The organism is Maribacter flavus (genome assembly GCF_008386635.1).
Lineage (GTDB): Bacteria > Bacteroidota > Bacteroidia > Flavobacteriales > Flavobacteriaceae > Maribacter > Maribacter flavus.
In genome coordinates this window covers 226,153-247,042 of sequence record NZ_VUOE01000001.1, presented here as the reverse complement: position 1 = coordinate 247,042, position 20,890 = coordinate 226,153, and the positions used below count along the sequence as shown (strand labels likewise).

Genomic DNA, 20,890 nt, shown 5'->3' with positions numbered 1-20,890 from the left:
ACTATGACAGAGGCCGAAATAGTACAGCTTTTCAATCATGTGGTACATGATAAGGAAGCCATGAAAAAATTGGATGCCACAAAACACCAGGTGTTTAATTGGCGGCATCCAGAGCGAAAAAAAACATCTACAGCTGCCATGCTGGAGGTACTTTGGAAAACAGGTCATTTGAAGTTCGAAAATTTTGTAAGGACGGATGGTGACATAATACCCTTTAGAAATGAACCTAAACAATGAAAACTTACGGCCTTCCACAAATTTGGATGAATCCAATTTGGGAGTAATCAAGGCCGATGCTGTTAAAATTGCAAGCAAAGAGATTTCCAAGGCGGTACGTATGGCCAAGGGAAAAATAATTACCAATAATCTCGATATTTAGTAATCATGGCCTTGCTGGAGAAACGGAACAATAGCCGGGACAATCTAATATTGGAGCGTAGGTTCATACGCACAGTGCTTCAGGAAGAGGGCGAGGACATTCGTAAGGAACAGACCAAAAGGATGTCGCGGTCCGGTTTTAAGAGCCGTGAGCTCTTTGCCCAACGTAAGATTGACGTAACGGACACCGTTTTGGCCTTTGATCACCTCATGAAGCATCGTTTCATTGATATGAAGCGCCGCCGTACCCCAGACGGTATTATCAAAAAGAAAAACTATCCCATTCATAACCGAATCTTGTACGGCCATGCGAATAATATCGTTCGCAGGTTGCGTTTTGGTTTCACTGAGGAGACCAGGGAAATCATGCGGGGCTTGGATTAGTGTTAAAATTCCTACAAAAAGGAATTACTTCATCGAAAGTTTTGAATATTTTATCCGAATATCAAAATGTCCTCCATTTTTATAAGGTTTTCCTTCTTGCTTTTTTCACCCCCGCGGATATCTTTGCTTGAATAACTTTTTAATAAGTGAAAGCTCCCCCGGCTCACGCATGACTTCGTTTGGGTTATTTTAAGAGATGTAAACCTTAAAATTTATCCAAATGAAAAAAGTGGTATTTGCTTTAGGACTATTGGCAGTGTTATCCGCGTGTACAGAAGAAGATTCGAACAAAGATTATGAGGAACTCAACCAAATCCAGTCCGTGGACGGCTCCAAGATTAAAAGACCTGGTTCTGGGGGCGGGAACGGTTAAGCATTCGTTTCTGGCTTCCCTAATTGGAAATGCCCTAATAGCCTTATCCGGGTTTGTACTCTATTCGGATAAGGCTATGGCATTTATAAATATGTCATTGAATGTGCCTGAACGTTGGGAAAAAGTGGGAATGGATTGGCAGACCTATGTATGGTTTTTATCCCAGACCATATCGCCGGTACTTATAATTTTCGGGTCTATACTTAGGCCACGGACCATCATGTATATAGTGCCTATTTACTGTTATATGCTACAGCTGTATTGGATATTCTTGGACTATCAAATGGTTGATGACTCGTATCTGCAAGTATATGTAGTCGGAACCACGGTTTTGGTGGCCTCCGCAATTTTCTTGCTGCGTTGGTTATTGATCAAACGTGTTCAGGATAAAATAGAAGTGGCAAAATCTAAAATATTAAGGAATGAAGGGACTACATAAATTGGCATTGGTATTGGAGGTGGCAGAGGAACTGCACCGGGATGGAAAATTGGATGATGCGGATTTTGCCAGATTGGTTGAAGGGGTTGAGGAAACCTTTAAAAATCCCAATAAATTTAAGAACGAACTTGCCAAATGGGCTGTGGACCTCTTGAGCATGGACAAAATGGAAAACCATTTGCAAAACCTGCAGCACTTGGTCAATGCCTTTATGGAAAGTCCGGAAGCGGATGATCATCAGAAAAGAGTTGAAATTTTACAGCTGACCAATAAGTTAGCGTTGTTGCTTTCTGGGATTGCCGGTTATGACCAACGGGAAATATTATTTAGATTTACGCAAAGGGATTAAATATGAAAGACAATGATAGGCATGGTATCATTTTTTGGTGCCTGATTATTTTTATGACGCTAGTTGTAAAATTTGCTCAGGCTCAGGAACCTTTGGAAATATCTCAGGTTATCCCAATGGATAGTGTTTCCAAGAATGTAATTTATGGAGTATTAAAGGAGTGGCTAGTTGATACTTATAAAATAAATGATGACCGTTTGAACATTGATGAAAAGGAAACAGGAGTTATAGTTGCCAATACTAGTTTTAACTATGATTATCCAAAAGGACTCATGTATCAATGTTATGATGGAAGTGTGAAATATAAAATGCGATTAGATTTTAAGGACAATCGATTTAGGGTTGTTTTGAGCGATTTTATTCATACTACCCCGTGTGGTTTAGGTTTGGTAACGAACGCTGAAGTTTACGCTACTAAGGGAATGTCCAAAAAATATCATAATGAGGTCTGGACGCATCTTCAGGGAGCTATAGATGAGCATGCACAAGCACTTTTCGTTGATATCGGTATATATGCACAAAAGAAGAAAAAGGAAATCCTGAACGATGATTGGTAGAATTAAGGATTAAAATTAAATCTTTCCTATATTCGCACTGTCGAATTACACAAGCAATTTTTTAAACTGAGTTTTCCGGAAGGCGTCCGTAACCCGTAAGGGCCGGGGGTCTATAACTTCGCATTTAATGCTTGTGTAACCTGACAGCGCCTTCCGCCGTTGTACCTTATGAAGGTTTGGTTTAGAAATACTATCGATATTGTTAGTAAAGAAGGCGTTGCCGTTGATCGGGGTTCGTTATGGAAAAGGTCGGGAAATATTCTCACTTTGGAGGATGACGACGTATATGCTACCCACGAATTCTCGGATTTTTTTGAAGTAGCTTAGATTCTTTCATGTTACATCCCTAGCAATTGCATTTGGCTAATATTGGGCAAACTTCAAGTCCATGGCCAAAAGAATCGTAGATGAGGAAATGCGCTTTTCCATTATTGTCAATGGTGACCGCGCACAGAAGGAGCTCTACGACCTGGAGAAATCCACACGGGATCTTACCCAACGTAATAAGGAACTGCGCCAGGAAAAGGTGCGCCTATTTGCCCAAGGAAAAAAGGAAAGTGAGGAGTACAAACGCATCACCCAAGAAATCAAGGAAAACAATACGGTCCTTAAACTGAATAAGGTCCGTATGTCTGAGCTTCAAAAGCAGATAGGGATTACAGGGCTTACCATGAATCAATTGAAAAAGCGCGCATCTGAACTGCGCCTTCAATTCAACAATATGGTTCCGGGATCTGCGGAGTATAAACGATTTCAAAACGACCTAAAGGCCGTCAATGCTCAGCTGGGTATATTAAGAACCCAAGGGAGGACTTCCAAGTTTGGTTTGAGTTCTTTGGCCGATGGCTTTAACAAATATGCAGCACTAGGTGCATCCGTAATTGCCACGGTTACAGGTGTAATTTTCTCCGTTCAAAAGCTGATTGACTTTAATGGGAAACTTTCGGATGCCGTGGCTGATGTTCAGAAGACCACCGGACTTACCAAAAAGGAGGTGGAGGATATGGCCAAATCCTTTGGGTTGCTGCAGACACGTACCAATAGGATAGATTTATTGAAGATTGCTGAGGAGGGAGGTCGTATCGGTATTGCTAAAGAAGAGATTGCGGACTTTGTAGCTGTTATGGACAAAGCGGTGGTAGCTCTAGGGGATTCTTTTCCTGGGGGTGTTGAGGAAACCGCTAGCAAACTTGGTAAATTAAAATTGCTTTTTAAGGAGACCAAGGACCAGAGCGTGGACCAGGCTTACAATGCCATCGGTTCCGCCATTAATGACCTTGGCGCCCAAGGTGTGGCCACTGAGATAAACATCGCCAATTTCGCAACCCGTGTCGGTTCGCTTCCGGATGCGCTCAAGCCTTCAATAAGTGACGCCCTGGCCTTGGGTGCCGCCTTTGAGGAAAACGGCATTCAGGCAGAGATTGCCGGTCGGGCCTACTCGATTCTTTTGACCCAAGCCGCCGAGGAATCGGCCAAGTTTGCGGAAGTCATGGGCATTACAAATAAGGAGGTCCAAGATCTTATCAATAAGAATCCATTGGAGTTCCTTATCAAGTTTGCCAAAGGCTTGCAGGGCATGAATGCCACGGATACCGCCAATACCTTACAGTATTTAGGCGTTTCTGCAGATGGTGCCAATAAGGTATTGGGAGCGCTATCTAACAATACGGAGCGTTTTGGTCAATTGATGGAGATTAGTAACCGTTCCATGGAAGAGGGGACAAGCTTGATCAACGAGTACAACATCAAAAACAATAATTTCGCTGCCACGTTGGACAAGCTCCAGAAATACTTCAGGGGAATTTTTGTAAACGGGCCAATAGTAAGCGGAATCAAAGGTATAATAATGGGCTTGGCCGATTTGGTGGGAGTAGCTGATGACCTTAATGAAGCCTTTGAAAAGGAAAGCAAAACGATATTTGAAAATGCACGTGCCAATAGGAATTTGGCCAATAGCAGTGCGGAGCTTTTGGAAGAATATGAAGCCTTGTATAAGGATGGTGTAATTCCAACGGCCGATGAGAAATTACGGTTGGACGGCATCACCCTACAGCTTCAAAATTCATTGGGGGATTCCGTTGTGGCTATTGATAAGGAAACCGGTGCCCTAAAATTGAATACGCAGGCGGTTAGGGATCAAATAAAATTGAAACGTTTGGCTGCTGATGAAGAGGCAGCTACTTTGGCATCCCGACTAAAAGGAGCTCAGGAGGAAAAGGAACGCTTGGAGCGACTTTTGCCAGAAGCAACTTCCCAGGCAAATGCTGCCGATGATTCCTCAAGACGTGCCCAAAGGGCGTTTCAGCAGAATAATCCGGGTGCGTTCTACGATAAGGAGACTCAGGAAATTATCAAATTGTCGGTCAGTAAAAGAACGGAGTTATATAACCTTAATAGAAAAATAGAGGAACAGGACAAACGTAGGCTGGACCTGTTGAAACAATTGAAGGAGCTCAATTATTCGGAATCCGATATCGATTTGTTGTTTGCCAGTGAAACGCCTACGCCTCCTCCCACAACTACGGGTACATCTACAGGAGGTTCTGGAGGTGGTGGATTCAAAGTTCCTACGGGTGGGGCCACTGGCGGTGCAGCGGCCCGTCAAAAATCCCTGTTGGATTTTACCAGGGCAACGGAAGATGCGCGTTTGGAATTGTTGTCGGACAGTTACCGAAAGGAACTGGAGATTCAGCGAGTGGCCCATGAACGCAAGATTCAGGACCTGCAAAGTCAAAAGGTGACCGGTATTGCGAATGCTACGGAAATCAATGCGGAGATCAACAAGCAGATTCAGATCCAGGAGGAAATCAACCAACTGAAGATTGGTACCATCATTGAGAAGGGCCTCACGGAGCGCTTTACCAAATATGGGGAAGGTTACGAAAAGGAAAAGGCCCAACGCCTTTTATGGCACAATCAGGAGCTTGCCAGTTTGGGCAATAATGAAAAAGCCAAGGAGAAGCTTCAGGAGGAATTCAATGCGAAAGAACTGGAAAGGGAGGAAGCGCACTTGCAGGAGCTTCTCCGTATGTTGGATGAAATTCAAAACTCCGGGTATTTTGAAGGTATCAATCTGGAATTACTTTCTCCGGAACAATTGGCCACCTTCAATTCGCTTGCTGATGAACTCATTCTCAAGTTAAGTGAAATAGGTGTTGCTAAATCGGCCTTAGGTACGGGTGCCAGTCCGGATGAAGACCAACCTTCTGCAACCGAAGGTACTTTTGGTTCGGCCGATTTGTTCGGTTTTACGCCTGATCAATGGGAAGCGACCTTTGAAAACTTGGATACCGTAGAGCAAAAAATGAACGCTGCACTTGTAGTGGTAGCAGCTTTAAGTAATGCCTATGGTAAGTTCACCGAGTTTACGATGCGCAAGAATAGGGCAGAGTTTGAGAACTTTGAAAAGCTACAGGACCGTAAGCGTAGGATGGTTGAAGACAACCTGAATAACGGTTTGATCAACCAACGCCAGCATGATGAAGCGGTAAGGTCTATTGAGGCGGAAACGGCCCAAAAGAAATGGGAGTTGGAATACCAACAGTCCAAGAGTGACAAGGTACAGGGTATTTCAAACGTACTTATCAATACTGCGGTGGCTATCATGCAGGCATATGCCCAGCTGGGCCCGATCGGTGGTACCATTGCGGCCGTACTTATGGGAACATTGGGCCAACTTCAGATTAACGCCATTCGAAAAACACCTTTGCCTGCCAAAGGTTTTGAAATGGGCTATTATGGCAACATGCCCATTCAAAGGGAACAGGATGGCCGTGTCTTCAATGCCAGCTATGGGGGCAGGCCATCGACCCAGTTGGTGGACAAACCCAAATACTTTTTGGCAGGGGAGGGCGGTAAGGACTTTCCGGAAATGATCATTGACGGCAAGGCCTTTAAGCAGTTCAATCCAGAATTTAAAAACAGCCTCTACCGTGAGATTGCCAGGGTAAAGGGTTATGAGAGTGGGTACTACCAAACCCAGACCAAGGCACCGGAGTTCTCAGATAGTTCATCGACTGAGGAAAGGCTGATGATGATGGCAACCTTACAAAGAACGAATGCCCTTTTGGAGAAACTGGATCGCGAGGGGGTTCAAGCCTATCTAAAACGATCCCTTCAGGTGGCCAAAGATCTACGGGAGGATATACAGGATTACGAAAATTTAAGAGCTAAAAACAGACGCTAATGCCCTACAACGCATTTAACAATACTATTTTCTTAGACAATACGGCCAATACGGCCTGTAACAAGATTGTCGAGGCCCTTCAGGTGCAGTTTACCGTCAATACGGTAAACGCTGATTTTGCCCTCTCCGGATGCGCTGCGGATTACTTCCAGTATGCTACGGATTATCGGTTTATCCGTCAGATAACTTTTATAACATCCAATAGCGCTATCTATGCCTTCTTGGCGGGTTCTATCGCCAATATTATTAATGTGAAGCGGGCCGTGGCCTATGAAGACCGCATCCAGGTAACTCTGCCCAATGATGTATTGTTGGAAATATGGCGTACTGCTACGGCCTTGCAGGTTACTGCTTTCAACAATGTGGTGCTGCAATTGCGGAATACGATTCCCGCAGGTTTGAAGAATTATTGTACCGCAGGAACTTTTACGGGCGATGAAGCTCCGCTTCAAATGGACCCGAACCAAATATTCAATCCAGGTGGGGCTACTGGCTACAATGGAAGCGTATTGTATCAACAGGGATGGGGCTTTGGTGTGGCTTCCATTAATCTTGATTGGACACAGGGCACGGCGGTTCCGGCAGATGTTGATTTAAAGACTCGGATTCGGAATTATGCGGCTTCTTCAGAATATCGCTTCTTTTCGGATTATGAGGTAGAAGTGATCAGTAATAGGGGAACCGGAAATGGTCTCTTGGCCGATTTCTTTTCTGCGACCTTGGGCGGTGGAACGGTGTATGAATTGGACGGAAATCCCTTGAAGCTTTCAACCGTCATCGAGTTCATCAATTTCAGTTTGTTGGACGCCGGTCAATATTCGAGCTCCATCACCTTTGAGGTTACTGGGCTGGACTCAAGGACGGGTAGCCGTGGCGTTATGGAAACCATCGAGTTTCCTATTACCGTAAATGTAACCGGCGCGAACGATGAATATACGGATCCCGTTTTGTTGGAATATATCCATACCATTGGCGAGGCCATGCCCCAGCCCCAGAATTTGTTCGTGAGTGTATTTGGTTCTTATACGATTACGTATTCCAAAATTTTCACGATATCGGGTGCCAATCTTACGGATGAAAGTACCAAGCAATTCAACATCAAGCGTACCAGCGGACCGCGTACCTTTCAGATATACTTGAACAGGTCCGTAGAGGATGCTGGGGAAGGTTTCTATGATCATGCGATTACCATCAATTATTCCGGAGGAAGTATTGTCGTGCCTGTCAAGGTATCGGTAGCGCCTACGAACGAGATACGGGTAACGCCCACGAGCTTCAATTTTGAGGCGACGATTGGGGTGGAGGAAGCGGCTCCCCAGGCAATCCGTATCGTTAGCCCATTGCCATATACCTACGAGGTTCCGGCATGGTTGACGGTCAACGGTGATTTGGGCAATACCTTTTCGGGTACGGTTGATCCTTCGGATTCCGTCAACTTTGCCCCTGGTACCTATACGGGTGAAATCGTTCTGACGTCCGCCGAGGGTACGGTAACCGTGCCCGTTACCTATGTGGTCAAGGCAAATTCGTTTACGGAACTGTTGCCTGGCAAAATCAATTTTACCAAGGACCAGATTTATGTGAACTTGGCGACTCGGGTCGTCGGGTCCTATCTTAGGGCCGTTTTAAAGGCATCGACCTATAATTTTAATGGCGTGCTACAAAATAGGGAATACCCGGAGCATTTTCCCATTTTCAACGGCAAGGCAAGTTTTCACCCGGGCGAGTTTGTGGATTCGCTCATGGATTCCCTGAAGAATATTGGCCAATTTATACCTACCGACTTGCAAAGTAGGGTGAATAGGCCGTTTGCCTACCATCTACCTGCCAAGCTGGATATTGTTATGGAGCAACGCGCCTATAGTAACGATGCGGTAGTGAATACTTATGAGTTGAACAATCTATTATTCGTGAAGGGAACCAAACCTGAAGGTTTTGGCGATGATGTGGGCACCATGTTCAGTGAGCATCCTGTACGGGTAACGCCCAATAGTTACGGCATCGTCAATTTTATAAAACGATCGGGCGTACACACCATAGAAATCCATGTAAACGGTGTTTTAAAAAGTACGGTGCAGCATGATACCGTCCAAAATTCCATGTTCGGGATGATAGTAAGTTTTAAGGACAATAAGCCTGGCGACCTGGTATTCGTTAAAATATCGGACGGTAACGGGGGCTATCATGAGCGCAAGTTCTATGTCTTTCCGGAAAATAAACAGTCCTATCATTTGGCTTGGGTCACCGAACATGAGCAATTGGAGCTTTTGGAATTTACCGGTGATTATAGCATCGATAGCGAATATGAACGAATCGAAAATTCGGTCTATCAAAATTTGGTAAACATCAAGGAGATACTGGAGACGAACAAAGCCCAGCCATTGAAGGCGAATACCGGTTGGCTGCTTAGGGACAACCATGTATTGTTGGACAGTTTGATGCGCTCCCCAAGGGCATGGCTTTTTCTTCCCAATACGGATTACAAAATACCCTTGGTACCACAGAGCAAGAAAATGACGAACTACGATTCCAATAAGGCGACCTATGCTTACACGGTAGAATTTTTAATCAACCCAGAGAACGATGCAAAAGTTTATCCACGATGATTTTGAACTGGACCTGTCCAGCTATCAGATTAACAGGATAGAGGAAAATACCTGGTTCAGCGATACGTTTTTTACGAAGTACACCTTTCCTTTCGAGATTAAGCTGACGGACGAAATCAGCACGGCCTTTGGTGCGATCAAGGATTTCAATGTGGAATCGCCCAGAACTTTTTACAAAGGCTATTTGTTTATCGATGGCACCCATCACGAGGCGGAGCTCGAAATCCTGGAAACCTTGGACCATATCGCATCGGTGGAAATCAGCTACGGCTTTGAGGAACTGCCCAATTTCGACAAGAAACTGAGCGAGCTTCCCTTGGAAAAGAACGATTTGCCCGAATCCCTTTTTGACCATGCGGAGGATATTATCGATAAGACCTATCCTGCGGTCAATTACAACTTTGTCCAGGTCCATACGGATAGCTTTGACCCGGAGGAAGACCGTTGGCTGGGATTTGAGCGTATCATCAACAATTATAAGAATGGTGCCTTTTTGGTCAATGAGTTCGACGTGAACGATAACCTGACCTATAATAGGAACATCATGATTCCTATGCCGTATTTGTTGCATGTGCTCAAGGCCGGTTTTCAGGATGCCGGTTTCAATCTAAAGGGTGATATCCTTACCGACCCGGATATTTTGAAATTGTTGTTTTACAAGGAAACCGAGGAGTATGTAAATGCCAGGATTGAAGGGGAGGAGATTGTTTATCAAACGGATGAATTCATCGAGCAATATAGGCAACGGTATACGTTCGGGTTTTTAAGCTTGGGCAGTATTACGACTACTTTGGGTCGGTACGGATTCGATTATACCTTCCCTAAGGTCGGTCGCTATAAAGTTGCCGGTAATATTTATTTGCGCCGGGAAAACTCCGAGGCGGAGGCCAAAGTTTTGTTCAAGGGAAATCAAGTTTGGAGACGCTACGAAGGCTTATTGCGCTCCGGATTCAGTAGTGTTATCAGAACCGTTGACATCATTGTGGATGTTGAAAACATCAACGATGTATTGCGTATCGAATCGAATCAGATTTCCTATGGAATGGTGAACGATGTGGTGGACAATCAACAGCCATTGGTGGATTTGACGATTACGCCATTGGCCATTTATGAAAATGGGGCTTTGATTCCTCCGATAATCACTACACAAAAACTGGATCTTACCAAATGTGTTCCGGACGTAACCTTTGGGGATTTGGTGAAGTGCATTAAAAACTGGAAGAATATGGATATCGCACTTGACGGGAAGGATATCTTTATGAACTACATAGAACCCCAATTGAGCGTGACAGATGCCATTGATTTGAGTGGTTTCAACCAGAAAACACCAAGGCGAAGGTTTTCCCAAGGCGATTCCTTTTTGTTGAAATTTGCCGATGTGGACGATGAGAACCTACAACTTCAAAGTGTCTATGTGGATATCGAGGGCGTTCAGACCGATGGATTTTCAACCAATGAAAAGACGAATGAAATCGTAATCGATGCCATACCCTTGCCCAATGTTTTTCGGAACGATGTAACCACGGCCTTGGCAGTGGATGATGGTAAGTCAAAAATGTGTTTTATCTTGTACGAAGGGCAACCGGCACAGCTGAACGTGGCCGAGGACAATATAACTATTCAAATGCCCGAGATTTATGCGGCCCATTGGTCCAAATGGTTGGATTTTCGCTTGCGTTCCCAAGGATTTGTGACCAGGTTTAGGGCCCATGAGTTATTGGCGCGGGAAATAACCGGCAAGTCCCATGTGTTCATGTACAATAATTACCACCTCATAAGGGTCCTCAACAAAACGAACGTTCCGGGAAGACCCTTCTTTGAAGTGGAACTGGAAATGGAGAGCTTAAAATAATTTATCCATTAAGGCCATATCTTCATTGGCCTCCTGTTCAACAATGTGGACATATATCATAGTGGTTTCAATTTTGGAATGACCCATGATGGTCTTTAATTTTATGACACTCCCGCCCATGCGGATAAAATTGGTCGCGAACGTATGCCTGGCCACGTGAAAACTGATTTTTGATTTGTAGCCCAGAAGCTGGGCAATTTTCTTTATTTCCCGATTTACATGGACATCGGTAAGCTCTTCTACGAAAAGCTTCGGATTGTGTTGGATGACTTTATAGGCTTTATCGTTGATTACGATTGATTGTAGCTTCTCCGATTTGGAAACGTAAAAGCGAATCATTCGTTGGCTTAACAATTGCTCCCGGTTCTGCTCCATGATATTGCCCCAACGAATGCTGGTAAAACAGGAGAAAAGAAAGTAACCCAATACAAGGCTCCATTCCTCGGAAATGAATTCGGAGAAATAGAAATTGTAAAATTTCTCCAGTTCCTTTGGTTTAAGGTCGATTCGGTTGCCATGTGTTTTGCCTACTTTGACGTCCAAGGCGTCCAAGGGAAATTTTATTCCGGACTTTTGGGCCTTAATGAGGAACTTTTTGAGTACGGAAAGGTTTGAATTTATCGTGGTTTTTGAATTTCCCATATCGGCCAGGTACACCCTGAACTTGTTTTCAAAGTCCGGAGTAATATCGGAGAAAAGGATTTCCCCTGGGTAATCCTCCACTTTGTTAAGTACGACCATCATGCGTTTGTAATAGCGCATTGAATACATTTTCTTTTCAGCCTCCATCTGCTTTCTGAAGAATACCTTAAAGTCGACACGGTCCGTGGTGTTCTTCAACTCATATTCGAGTTTGGAAGCAGTGAGTGGTTTTTCGTTCAGTAAGTAAATGGTTTTGATTTTGGCAATCTTGGCCTCGATGTTATCTAAAACTTGATTATAAGTCTCAGAGTTGTAGGCCTTGGGCTTTAAACGCTGGGTAATGGGGTCCCAATCTTCTGGAAAGAATTCCAGGTCGGTTTTAGGCCTTTTCCTGTCGCCTGGTGAAGAAATGAACAGGTAGAGGGGGCTTTTACCCTCTTGGTTGATGTAATCCCTTAGGACGAATTTAGTCTTGATTGTCACAAACATTTTCTTTGTGTCCAATCTTGTGACAAATTCCTGTGCGAAATAGGTCATAATAGAAAAAATTAAGGCGTGGACTGCCAGTTAGTTAACTGGTGCACACGCCTTTAACTATTTGTACCTAAAAAAAAGTGACCTCGACAGGATTCAAACCTGTAACCTTCTGAGCCGTAATCAGATGCGCTATTCAGTTGCGCCACGAGGCCATATTTCACTTTTCCCTAAAGCGGGGTGCAAATATATTTCTTTTTACATTTACCACAAAATTAAGACCCTTTATAATATATGGATTTCAAAAGTTATATAAGAGATGTGCCTGATTTCCCAAAACCAGGAATCATCTTTAAAGATATAACTCCCTTATTACAGAGTCATTGGGCTTTAAGTAGTGCTGCTGATAGTCTTATTAAGGACTTGAAAAAGGAGGATATAGACAAAGTTGTTGGTATGGAAAGTAGGGGGTTTATTTTTGGACCTATGCTAGCGGAGCGATTGGAATCCGGATTTGTACCTATTAGGAAACCGGGGAAATTACCTTATAAAACCTTGAGCGAATCATATAATTTGGAGTATGGTACAGATACCTTGGAGATTCATGTGGACGGTATAACCAAAGGGGATAGGGTTTTAATTCATGATGACGTTTTGGCGACAGGTGGAACCGCTTTGGCAACTACCAAATTGGTCGAAAAATTGGGAGGTATCATCGTACAATGTAATTTTTTGATTGAACTCTCTTTTCTAAACGGAAGGGAAAAAATCAAACCTTTTAAGGTAAAATCCTTGATAACCTACTAATCCAAAGCGCGGGTAGTAACATAGTATCTCCAACCAATAACGGCCAGTTGGAATTTACTGGCTTTGGATAAATCCAATTGTTTTTCTGAATATGAGGGCAATATAGCCTTATTCATCTTTGCCAAAAATTTAAAAAAACTTTTTTTCAAAACAATGGTTTTATCAAAAATACAAAAATTGGTTACATTCTAATTTGACCTTCATTTATATTGTGTTAGTAATTACTATCCTTTCTCAAAATCTATGTTATACTCCATTTATGTAAAATTGTAACCGGGCCCGGCATTTTAATTGGTTTCTACAGATTTTCTCAAAGATTGTGGATGAAAATACTTATTATGATGAATAGTATGAGCTTAAATAAATTAATCATTTTTAAAAGTTTTAGGTTATACCATTGTTGATTATAATCGATTATTCGAATAATATATAATGGAGTTTCGCTTCCATCCAAGTAATTTTAGTTAAATCGATATATTTGAATACAAGTATGTAAGTGAAATAATGTGATATGTTGTAATATTTGGAATCAATCCTACATTGATGTGATAAAATGTAATAACTAAGGGTCTTTTATCTTACATTTTATAAATTTTATAGGGGTAAAATGGGAGGTTTCCAAAAGTTGTAGGGGCATTTCATAAAAATTTCTTCGGTTTTCTCCGATTTCATTTTTTTTACAAATGAAGAATGGCTTAATTGAGAAGAAACTTTTCTTTTTTGGGAAGGTTCGTTAAAGTGCATGGGAATCATTAATAGTTCGATTTGTCTTACTTATTTCAAATGCCCGCTGTCCGAAGTGATTTTCATTCACTAACTACCATTCATGGTATTTTCACCTAATGGGAATTCTATCAGCTCCATTTTATCTCCAATCGGGTATTAAAAACTATTTTCTTGAAATCTTGTGGCTTCATTTATATTTGTGGGTAAACGTTTTATATGCAAAATGTACTTTTTGTTTTAATAGGACTTGTATTGTTAATAGCCGGAGGTAGTTGGTTGTTGAAGTCGGCCGTGGCCATTTCGTTGCGGTTGAGCATACCCAAAATTGTCATAGGTATGACGGTGGTCTCCTTTGCTACTTCCGCACCGGAGCTTATCGTAAGTATAAAGGCGGCCTTGGATGGCTTTCCGGACTTGGCCCTGGGAAACGTAGTGGGGTCAAATATCGCCAATCTCGGTTTGGTGTTGGCGGTGACAGTTATTTTGGGAAGTATAGATGTGCGAAAAAGTTTTTATACGACGGACTGGCCTGTAATGATGCTTGCTTCGGTACTGTTTTTCGGCTTTATCTATTTTGATGGCAACTTGAGCCGGGTAGAAGGAATAATTATGGTCTCTTTTCTATTCTTTTTTCTGGTATACCTCCTTCGATTCCAGAAAACGGCCGTGGTAGACGAAATGCCCGAAGATGATATATTACTACCTCTATATAAAACCGTGCTGTTTCTGGGTCTGGGCGGTGTTGCACTTTGGGGAGGGTCCGAGTTGCTCATAAAGGGTGCCGTTGGACTAGCATCTTCTTTTGGGGTAAGTGACAGGGTCATTGGTATTACGGTTGTTTCGGTAGGGACGAGTATTCCGGAGTTGGCGGCCTCCGTCATCGCGGTATTGAAAAAGGAAAAGGCCATTTCCGTGGGTAATTTGATAGGTTCCAATATTTTCAATTTATTGGCGGTTTTGGGCATCACAGCGATAGTTTCGCCTATTAATGTCGTGGATACGGGTCTTTTGAGCAACGATATTTTCTGGATGTTGGGCATCTCATTTTTGATACTTCCGTTGGTATTTTTTCCAAAAGGACTGCGATTGGGGTGGCGAGATGGTATAATTCTTGTGGGATTATACGTATCTTTTGTATACATAACCATAACTTGATAAAATGCATTGCAACCGATGGCCCATCCTTTTCTTTCTTCTTATGGCCTCGGTATGTTGGGCCCAAGAAGCGGGTTATGTCAGGGGTAAGATTTTGGATGGTGAAACCAAGGAACCTATTGTTTTTGCCACCGTTCGTATTTTGGGAAAGGCCAAAGGGGTCATTACCAACATGGATGGGAGTTTTAGGCTGCCTATAGAATTTAGGGAGGCCGGGGAGTCTATTAGTATATCCTCTATGGGCTACACCAAAAAGGAATATGCCCTGCAAAATCTATCGCCAAAAGATGTTAACATTATCTATTTGAAACCCGGAGTTTTAGGTCTTTCTGAAGCACTTGTAACCGCTAAAAAGCGAAGAAGATTATCGGCGGCTCAGATTCTACGTCGGGCTATTAAGGCAATTCCTATGAACTATCCAACCCGTGAGTTTGCTGCAATAGGTTACTATAGAGACTATCAATTGAGAAAAAACGAGTATGTAAATATGAACGAGGCATTTTTGGAAGTTGTTGATGAAGGTTTTGGTTCCAATGACTACTCTAATTCCAAAATACGAATTTACAATTTTCAAAAGAATCAGGATTTTAAGCAAGATTTTGAAGGTGAGTTCAAATATGATTATAAGTTCTATAAAAAGTTCATTGATAAGGCATATCTATATAATTACGGAGGAAACGAGTTTACCATACTAAGGATTCATGACGCCATAAGAAACTTTCAAGTCAACTCTTACGATTTTATTAATGTTTTTGAAAAGGATGTGATAGATAATCATTTCCTTAACAAGGAACCTGATACTTCAATGGATGATGAGGTATATTACACTATTGGTCTTAGACAGTCCATGTTGAAATACCTTGCCTTTGGGAATGTGTACATATCCAAAAGGGATTTTTCAATTCGAAAAATGGAGTACGCAGTGTACGATCGGTTTCGAAAGTTAAGGGACGGGGGTCTTAACAAGCATGGTAATGATTACGAAGCCATATTTGAGGTAATAACAGAATATGCGCCCAAGTATGGAAAGATGTATCCAAATTATATTTCGTTCTATAATACTTTCGAAGTAAGTAAACCTCCGGAATTTAGTGTGGAAGATGTGCTCTTGAACGGTCCAAAAAGTTGTTTTGTATTTAAGTTCAATGACAGGGTAGAATATGAATCTGCCCTAAAAAAACAAAACTATGAGATACGTTTAAGGGGGGAAAGGCTAAAAATAAAAAAGGTAATGGTTTTTGAATATGAGGTGGAGGTATACCCCGATATGTCCAGCAAGGCCTTTACTGATTTGGTGAACGAAATGGAATCCAAACAAAATAAAAGAATCGATTTTCAGGATATCTTTTATGCCGAGGCGTCCAATGTTGAAAATGAAAATGGGAATAAAGTTAATGAGATGACATATAACACATACCGCCAGTTCAGGGAATTTTTTGTGCAAGAAATACGGCCTAATGGAAGCATATTGAATGATACACTTTTTATGAACAAAGCATTACCAATTTTCCAACAACCGTATATTTTCAAACCAGAAAATTTTAAAGATTACTGGATGAACACTCCGCTTCCAAATATAAAAAACAACGAAAGCTCAAAAATATAGTAATATGATGTCCAAGGTCCATTTAATATTCATTTTATGGCTGTTGAACACTGTTTTATTAGTTGCTCAAGACCAAGAATTTCTACGCGGCAAGGTACTGGATAAAAATACAGGTGAACCTGTTGTGTTCGCTACCGTTCGTATTTTGGGAAAGGCCAAAGGGGTCATTACGAACATGGATGGGGGTTTCCGTTTGCCCTTGGAATTTAGGGAGGCCGGGGAGTCCATTGCGATTACCTCCATGGGCTATACTAAAAAAGAGTATGGATTGCAGCAATTGTCACCCAGTGACATCAACATTATTTATTTGGAAGCTGGGGTATTGGAACTTTCAGAAGCTGTAGTCAAAGCAAAGGGAAAGCGTTTCAGAAACCTAAATGCCAAACAAATCGTTCAAAAGGCCATTGATGCCATACCCAACAATTATCCTGCTACTTCCTTTTCATTAGTAGGATATTACCGTGACTACCAGTATAAAGATAGTACCTATCTAAATTTAAATGAAGGCATTTTCGAGGTCTTCGACCAAGGTTTCGATCAATTAGATGATTCAAATACAGAATCCTTGATATACCAATGGTCCACAAATACCGACTTTCCCCAAGATTCATCGGCAAGACAATCATATAATTACAAGTCTTTGAGCAAGGTAATAGAAAAGGCTCGCTTGGATGCCCATGGAGGAAACGAATTTAGAATCCTTAGGATTCATGACGCAATTCGTAATTTCAACGTGGGGTCCTATGATTTCATAGGAACGATGAAAACCGATTTCACGAAAAACCATTACTTTCTAAGAGGGGCCGATACTACCAAGGACGGTAACGAACTGTACACCATAAAATTCTGGATTTTTTTCCCCAATTACAGGGCAAACGGTACAATCTATATTTCAAAATTCGATTTTGCCATCCATAGATTGGAATACACCATGTACGATGAAAAAAAGAAGGGTGATGATAAAAAGCGCAACAAGCATGGCCATTTCCAAAAACCCATATTTGATATTACTACGGAGTATAATAGTCAAGATGGCAATATGTACTTAAACTATATTTCTTTCCATAATACCTTTATTTTGAATGTGCCGCCCGTGTTTCGGGTGGACGATTATGCTGTTGATTTTGATGAGCAATGCTTTACGGTAGAATATAATACTCGGCCCCTAGAGGAATTAGCTATGGATCTGAAAAATTACGATGTTGAATTTAAAAACAGAAGAGTAAAAATCAGAACTATCAAAAGACTTAAGAATAAAATCTATTTGATTCCTGCACTTATTGATGAGAAAAAATATGAGATATTCGGTGAAATTTTAGATGCAGTAAAAAAGGAAAAGGACCTGAATGAACTTGTGAGCATAAAGGTCTCCAATGTGAGAGATACCTTGGGTAATCTCGTGAATAAATGGACGGCTCCAGAATATGAGCAATACCGTGAGTTTTTTGTCCAAGAGGTAAAACCGGATAACAGGGCCCCTTTTGATGGTTTATTTATGGACAAAGCCATGCCTTTGTTTGGGGAACAGCCCATGGATGAACCAGCAAATGGTGATTACTATTGGATGAATACGCCGCTAAAGAAATCTATAAATTAATTGCTATGATACGAACATACAAATTGGTTTTATTGGTCTTTTCTCTGCTTTATGGAATCACCAATGCCGTTGGCCAAGATGTGGGTTATATTATAGGACAGTTGGTAGATACTGAAAAAAATGAGGCCATCCCTTTTGCTACGATTAGAATCAGGGATAAAGCCGTGGGTGTCACTAGCAATGTTGATGGTACTTTTAAAGTACCCCTTGAATTTAAGGAGATTGGTGAGGTTCTTGAGATATCCTGTCTTGGTTACCAAACCCTCCTTGTTGAGCTAAGTACTTTAATGGAAAATGAGGTAAACATTGTTCCACTCAAGCCCAGTGCCTTTGAGCTTCAGGAAGCGGTGGTGTCAGCGGAGATAAAAAAGTTGAGTGCAAAACAGATTGTAAAAATTGCGATAAATAGTATTCCCCAGAACTATCCACAAAATGCTTTTGGTCTTGTGGGGTATTACCGCGATTATCAGGTTAAGGACAAAAACTATATAAATCTTAGCGAAGCACTCATTAAGGTCAATGACAAGGGTTTTGACGTTCACGATAACTTTGGCAATAGTTATCAGTTGTTGTCTTTTGGCCTAAATACAGATTTTGTAGTAGATTCCTTTGCCAAACAGCCTTACGATTATGAAAGACAAAATAAAATTGTACCAAGTGCCAAAATGGTCAACGATGGTGGCAATGAATTCATAACCTTGAGCATTCATGACGCCATAAGGAATTACGGTTTAGAGTCATTCTCCTTCATAAATGATTTACGGACAGACTTTGTGGAAAGCCACAATTTCAGGCTGCAGCGAACTACCAATTATAAATCACAACAGATTTATGAGATAATATTTGGTTTTAGGAATAATGATTATAGGGCAGAGGGCACCATCCATATAAATAAAGATGATTATGCCATACACAAGCTCAACTACTATCTATACAAACGAAAAAAACCTGGGGATAGGAGTAGCGCCGTGAACGCCGATGAGCGTTTCTCAGATGGTTTCAACAAGATGAACGGGGAACTTTTGTATCATATCCAATCAGAATATGCCCGTGGCCAGGCCAATAAAATGTTCCTGAGCTATATTTCTTTCTATAATAAAGTTTTGGTGCAAAGGCCGGCGGAATTCAAATCCAAATTCGTTATAAATTTAGAAGATAAGTCCTTTAAGATTCAAGTAAATAAAGTACCGGCAGAGTTGGATAAAATAAGAACACGGGATTTTAAAGTTAGTTATAGGAATGATGCTGTACCGATTAAGGAATTCTGGTTTCAGGAAGACGAGCGCACTTTTATTGTTTGTCCCCATGTTGGTTACGAGCGGGCAGAACAGTTGTTTAAAGGATTGTTTTTGGAAAGGGATAATTTGCAGGTCGCTGATGTAAAATATAGTTATAGGGATATTAAGGACAGCTTGGGCAATAAACTCGACGAGCGAAAATGGGAATACATTCACCAGTATAGGGAGTTCTTTGTGCAGGAAGCCACTCTGGGCCATCAGTTGATTTCTGAAAATGAAGAAATGGCAAAAAATTTGCCTTTGGATAGTCCAAAACAACCCGTCTTAAGAGATTACTTGGAGGGGAACTACTGGATGAACACGCCGCTTCCCACCATCCAAAACTAAAAAAGCCTCGAAAAATTCGAGGCCTTTCTTATCAACAATTAATTTTTACTTTTTTAAACTTTCGCAGACTTCACGGTCTTAACGATTCTTCCTGCAATTTTGTATGGGTCACCGTTTGAAGCCGGACGTCTGTCTTCCAACCATCCTTTCCAACCACTTTCCACGGTTGCAATAGGAATACGGATCGAAGCCCCACGGTCAGAGATTCCATAACTGAAATCGTTGATGGAAGCAGTTTCATGCTTACCGGTCAAACGCTGGTCGTTGAACTCGCCATACACCTCAATATGCTCCTTAACCACAGGTCTAAAGGCCTCACATATTTTCTCGTACACTTCTTTTGAACCGGCAGTTCTCAATGTAGTATTGGAGAAGTTGGCGTGCATACCAGAACCGTTCCAGTCCATGTCCTTGCCCAATGGTTTTGGGTGGTATTCAATGTAATATCCGTAGGATTCGGTAAGACGGTCTAATAAATATCGGGCAACCCAAAGCTCGTCACCTGCTTTTTTGGCTCCCTTGGCAAACAATTGGAATTCCCATTGTCCACACGCAACCTCTTGGTTGATACCTTCAAAGTTGATACCGGCCGCGATACAAAGATCGGCATGCTCCTCAACAATATCCCTTCCATGTGTGTTCTTTCCACCTACGGAGCAATAGTATAGACCTTGGGGTGCGGGATAACCACCTATTGGAAAGCCCAATGGCAGTTGTGTGTGGGTGTCCATAATAAAATATTCCTGCTCAAAACCAAACCAGAAGTCGTTATCATCATCATCTATAGTGGCCCTACCGTTTGACTCATGAGGGGTACCGTCAGCATTTAGAACTTCCGTCATTACCAACCAACCATCTTTTCTTGCCGGGTCCGGAAACAAGGCTACGGGTTTTAACAAACAATCCGAAGATCCTCCTTCTGCCTGTCTCGTGGAACTACCATCAAAGGACCACATTGGACAGTCTTCCAATTTTCCGCCAAATTTGTTGACCACCTTGGTCTTGCTTCTCATGTTTTGAGTTGGGTAGTATCCATCCAACCAAATGTATTCTAATTTAATCTTGCTCATAATTATTGGTAGTTATATTACAATTTAAAAAGACGACCAAAAATATGTTTTTTTCAGGTATCTA

General features: G+C 41.9%; 17 protein-coding genes and 1 tRNA gene. 14 read left to right on the top strand and 4 right to left on the bottom strand.

The window, feature by feature from the left end; all coding sequences use genetic code 11:
- Positions 1-3: 3 nt before the first annotated feature.
- The 9 genes from F0361_RS01085 to F0361_RS01050 all read left to right on the top strand — a co-directional run bounded on the left by F0361_RS01085 (position 4) and on the right by F0361_RS01050 (position 11,124).
- Positions 4-237, top strand: coding sequence for a hypothetical protein (locus tag F0361_RS01085; protein ID WP_154916863.1), 234 nt, complete (start codon positions 4-6; stop codon positions 235-237).
- Positions 221-379 (top strand): hypothetical protein, encoded by a 159-nt coding sequence (locus tag F0361_RS18610; protein WP_161598181.1) that lies wholly within the window; start codon positions 221-223, stop codon positions 377-379. Before F0361_RS01085 ends, F0361_RS18610 begins: the two co-directional genes overlap by 17 nt.
- A 5-nt stretch (positions 380-384) precedes the next feature.
- Positions 385-762 (top strand): hypothetical protein, encoded by a 378-nt coding sequence (locus F0361_RS01080; RefSeq protein WP_154916862.1) that lies wholly within the window; start codon positions 385-387, stop codon positions 760-762.
- A 220-nt stretch (positions 763-982) separates the two neighbouring features.
- Positions 983-1,135, top strand: a complete 153-nt coding sequence (locus tag F0361_RS18605; protein ID WP_161598180.1) for a membrane lipoprotein lipid attachment site-containing protein — start codon at positions 983-985, stop codon at positions 1,133-1,135.
- A 422-nt stretch (positions 1,136-1,557) separates the two neighbouring features.
- Positions 1,558-1,923, top strand: a complete 366-nt coding sequence (locus F0361_RS01070) for a hypothetical protein (protein ID WP_154916860.1) — start codon at positions 1,558-1,560, stop codon at positions 1,921-1,923.
- Positions 1,924-1,925: 2 nt separating this feature from the next.
- Complete coding sequence (locus tag F0361_RS01065) at positions 1,926-2,480, top strand: DUF4468 domain-containing protein (RefSeq protein WP_154916859.1); 555 nt, start codon at positions 1,926-1,928, stop codon at positions 2,478-2,480.
- Positions 2,481-2,868: 388 nt separating this feature from the next.
- Positions 2,869-6,666, top strand: a complete 3,798-nt coding sequence (locus F0361_RS01060; RefSeq protein WP_154916858.1) for a phage tail tape measure protein — start codon at positions 2,869-2,871, stop codon at positions 6,664-6,666.
- A complete protein-coding gene (locus F0361_RS01055; RefSeq protein ID WP_154916857.1) occupies positions 6,666-9,272 on the top strand; it encodes a hypothetical protein in 2,607 nt (868 codons plus the stop codon). Before F0361_RS01060 ends, F0361_RS01055 begins: the two co-directional genes overlap by 1 nt.
- On the top strand, positions 9,250-11,124 hold the full coding sequence (locus F0361_RS01050) for a hypothetical protein (protein ID WP_154916856.1): 1,875 nt from the start codon (positions 9,250-9,252) through the stop codon (positions 11,122-11,124). Before F0361_RS01055 ends, F0361_RS01050 begins: the two co-directional genes overlap by 23 nt.
- Here F0361_RS01050 and F0361_RS01045 read toward each other — a convergent pair.
- Positions 11,116-12,303, bottom strand: coding sequence for a tyrosine-type recombinase/integrase (locus tag F0361_RS01045; RefSeq protein ID WP_154916855.1), 1,188 nt, complete (start codon positions 12,301-12,303; stop codon positions 11,116-11,118). The genes F0361_RS01050 and F0361_RS01045 overlap by 9 nt on opposite strands.
- Before the next feature lie 78 nt (positions 12,304-12,381).
- Positions 12,382-12,455: transfer RNA gene (locus F0361_RS01040), tRNA-Arg, on the bottom strand.
- 79 nt (positions 12,456-12,534) lie between these two features.
- Between F0361_RS01040 and F0361_RS01035 the strand changes: the two genes are divergently transcribed.
- On the top strand, positions 12,535-13,047 hold the full coding sequence (locus tag F0361_RS01035) for an adenine phosphoribosyltransferase (RefSeq protein WP_154916854.1): 513 nt from the start codon (positions 12,535-12,537) through the stop codon (positions 13,045-13,047).
- On the opposite strand, the gene F0361_RS01030 is transcribed toward F0361_RS01035, so the two are convergent.
- Positions 13,044-13,196, bottom strand: coding sequence for an SsrA-binding protein (locus F0361_RS01030; protein WP_154916853.1), 153 nt, complete (start codon positions 13,194-13,196; stop codon positions 13,044-13,046). The two genes, F0361_RS01035 and F0361_RS01030, sit on opposite strands and share 4 nt — an antisense overlap.
- Positions 13,197-13,989: 793 nt before the next feature.
- Here F0361_RS01030 and F0361_RS01025 point away from each other — a divergent pair.
- Genes F0361_RS01025 through F0361_RS01010 form a run of 4 tightly spaced genes read left to right on the top strand, consistent with a single transcriptional unit; the run spans position 13,990 to position 19,756 of the window.
- Positions 13,990-14,928: a calcium/sodium antiporter gene (locus F0361_RS01025; protein WP_154916852.1), complete on the top strand. Its 939-nt coding sequence runs from the start codon at positions 13,990-13,992 to the stop codon at positions 14,926-14,928.
- A 4-nt stretch (positions 14,929-14,932) separates the two neighbouring features.
- Entirely contained in the window at positions 14,933-16,534 is a 1,602-nt protein-coding gene (locus tag F0361_RS01020) for a carboxypeptidase-like regulatory domain-containing protein (RefSeq protein ID WP_154916851.1), read from the top strand.
- 4 nt (positions 16,535-16,538) lie between these two features.
- On the top strand, positions 16,539-18,131 hold the full coding sequence (locus tag F0361_RS01015) for a carboxypeptidase-like regulatory domain-containing protein (protein ID WP_154916850.1): 1,593 nt from the start codon (positions 16,539-16,541) through the stop codon (positions 18,129-18,131).
- 5 nt (positions 18,132-18,136) lie between these two features.
- A complete protein-coding gene (locus F0361_RS01010; RefSeq protein WP_154916849.1) occupies positions 18,137-19,756 on the top strand; it encodes a carboxypeptidase-like regulatory domain-containing protein in 1,620 nt (539 codons plus the stop codon).
- Positions 19,757-19,809: 53 nt separating this feature from the next.
- Here the strand turns inward: F0361_RS01010 and F0361_RS01005 are convergent, their stop codons facing one another.
- A complete protein-coding gene (locus tag F0361_RS01005) occupies positions 19,810-20,826 on the bottom strand; it encodes a glutamine synthetase beta-grasp domain-containing protein (RefSeq protein WP_099545290.1) in 1,017 nt (338 codons plus the stop codon).
- Positions 20,827-20,890: the final 64 nt, after the last annotated feature.

Bases quoted from the DNA above. Each gene is read 5' to 3' on its own strand.
- F0361_RS01055 (WP_154916857.1), top strand. From the start codon at position 6,666: ATGCCCTACAACGCATTTAACAATACTATTTTCTTAGACAATACGGCC.
- F0361_RS01065 (WP_154916859.1), top strand. From the start codon at position 1,926: ATGAAAGACAATGATAGGCATGGTATCATTTTTTGGTGCCTGATTATT.
- F0361_RS01020 (WP_154916851.1), top strand. From the start codon at position 14,933: ATGCATTGCAACCGATGGCCCATCCTTTTCTTTCTTCTTATGGCCTCG.
- F0361_RS01070 (WP_154916860.1), top strand. From the start codon at position 1,558: ATGAAGGGACTACATAAATTGGCATTGGTATTGGAGGTGGCAGAGGAA.
- F0361_RS01060 (WP_154916858.1), top strand. From the start codon at position 2,869: ATGGCCAAAAGAATCGTAGATGAGGAAATGCGCTTTTCCATTATTGTC.
- F0361_RS18605 (WP_161598180.1), top strand. From the start codon at position 983: ATGAAAAAAGTGGTATTTGCTTTAGGACTATTGGCAGTGTTATCCGCG.
- F0361_RS01085 (WP_154916863.1), top strand. From the start codon at position 4: ATGACAGAGGCCGAAATAGTACAGCTTTTCAATCATGTGGTACATGAT.
- F0361_RS18610 (WP_161598181.1), top strand. From the start codon at position 221: ATGAACCTAAACAATGAAAACTTACGGCCTTCCACAAATTTGGATGAA.
- F0361_RS01025 (WP_154916852.1), top strand. From the start codon at position 13,990: ATGCAAAATGTACTTTTTGTTTTAATAGGACTTGTATTGTTAATAGCC.
- F0361_RS01010 (WP_154916849.1), top strand. From the start codon at position 18,137: ATGATACGAACATACAAATTGGTTTTATTGGTCTTTTCTCTGCTTTAT.
- F0361_RS01050 (WP_154916856.1), top strand. From the start codon at position 9,250: ATGCAAAAGTTTATCCACGATGATTTTGAACTGGACCTGTCCAGCTAT.
- F0361_RS01080 (WP_154916862.1), top strand. From the start codon at position 385: ATGGCCTTGCTGGAGAAACGGAACAATAGCCGGGACAATCTAATATTG.
- F0361_RS01005 (WP_099545290.1), bottom strand. From the start codon at position 20,826: ATGAGCAAGATTAAATTAGAATACATTTGGTTGGATGGATACTACCCA.
- F0361_RS01015 (WP_154916850.1), top strand. From the start codon at position 16,539: ATGATGTCCAAGGTCCATTTAATATTCATTTTATGGCTGTTGAACACT.
- F0361_RS01045 (WP_154916855.1), bottom strand. From the start codon at position 12,303: ATGACCTATTTCGCACAGGAATTTGTCACAAGATTGGACACAAAGAAA.
- F0361_RS01035 (WP_154916854.1), top strand. From the start codon at position 12,535: ATGGATTTCAAAAGTTATATAAGAGATGTGCCTGATTTCCCAAAACCA.